This is a genomic window from Dietzia sp. HMSC21D01 (assembly GCF_001815995.1).
Classification (GTDB): Bacteria; Actinomycetota; Actinomycetes; order Mycobacteriales; family Mycobacteriaceae; genus Dietzia; species Dietzia cinnamea.
Genome location: NZ_KV824015.1, coordinates 1 through 1,140, shown reverse-complemented (window position 1 = coordinate 1,140; position 1,140 = coordinate 1). Strand labels below are relative to the sequence as shown.

Annotated in this window: 2 protein-coding genes; one reads left to right on the top strand and one right to left on the bottom strand. The window is 71.3% G+C overall.

Features of this window, described 5'->3' with window-relative positions; all coding sequences use genetic code 11:
- Positions 1 to 486 (bottom strand): hypothetical protein (locus HMPREF3086_RS12875; RefSeq protein ID WP_070722261.1); only part of this gene is annotated, 486 nt, incomplete at its 3' end.
- A 71-nt stretch (positions 487 to 557) separates the two neighbouring features.
- On the opposite strand from HMPREF3086_RS12875, the gene HMPREF3086_RS12870 reads away from it, so the two are divergent.
- Positions 558 to 1,088: a peptidylprolyl isomerase gene (locus tag HMPREF3086_RS12870; protein WP_168169096.1), complete on the top strand. Its 531-nt coding sequence runs from the start codon at positions 558 to 560 to the stop codon at positions 1,086 to 1,088.
- The last annotated feature ends 52 nt before the right edge of the window (positions 1,089 to 1,140 follow it).

The following is a 1,140-nucleotide window of genomic DNA, read 5'->3' as shown; positions in this document are numbered from 1 at the left end:
CGCCTCGGCCGGCGTGGGCGTCCGCGGCGGAGCCGGGGTGGGCTTGGGCGCCGGCGGGGAGGAGGGAGCGGGCGAACCCGGGTCGCGCAGGAAGTACGCGGTGGCGCCGACGACGGCGGCACCGCCGACGAGTCCCACGATCCACAGCGGCGCGAAGCGACGCAGCGGGCTGCGCTTCTCCTGCGGCGTGGCGAGGGCGGAGGTCTTCTCGCGCAGGGAGTCGGCGTGCTGGCGGGCGTCGGCCGCGAGGTCACCGAGGATCTCCGCCTGCTCCGCGCGGCGCTCACGGAGCACCTGGATGCCGCGGCTTGCTCCGAAGAGGGCGAGCCCGACGGGGCCCCGGGTGGCGGCGACGGCGGCCTCGCCGAGGAACCGCGGGTCCTTGAGGTCGAACGCCTTGCGCGCGGCGGTCCCAGCCTTGTTCAGGTCCTTGTCCGCCTGCTTGACGGCCTTGCGGTGGGCGGCGCGATCGCTTCGTGTGCTCATGTGACGATGGTGGCACAGCGCTCGGACACCGACCACCACCTCGCCGACATCGGTTCCACCATCGTGGCAGGATGGGACACGTGAGCATCGCAACGCAGAAGGCAACCATCCACACCAACCGGGGCGACATCGTCGTCGAGCTGTACGGCAACCACGCCCCGGAGACCGTGCAGAACTTCGTCGGGCTGGCCGACGGCTCCAAGGAGCACTCCCAGGCCAACGCCAAGGGGGAGAAGACCGGCCCGTTCTACGACGGCTCCATCTTCCACCGCGTCATCTCCGGCTTCATGATCCAGGGCGGCGACCCCACGGGCACCGGCCGCGGCGGCCCGGGTTACCAGTTCAAGGACGAGTTCCACCCGGAGCTGCAGTTCTCCGAGCCCTACCTGCTGGCCATGGCCAACGCCGGACCGGGCACCAACGGATCGCAGTTCTTCATCACGGTCGGCCCCACGCCGCACCTGAACAACCGCCACACCATCTTCGGCAAGGTCGCCGACGAGGACTCCCGCAAGGTCGTCGACGCCATCGCCACCACCCGTACCGGTGCGATGGACCGCCCGACCGAGGACGTCGTGATCGAGTCGATCGAGATCTCCTGACCGACCTCCCCGGCCGGTCGGCGGCGCGGGTCCCGGGACTCCCGGGCCCGCG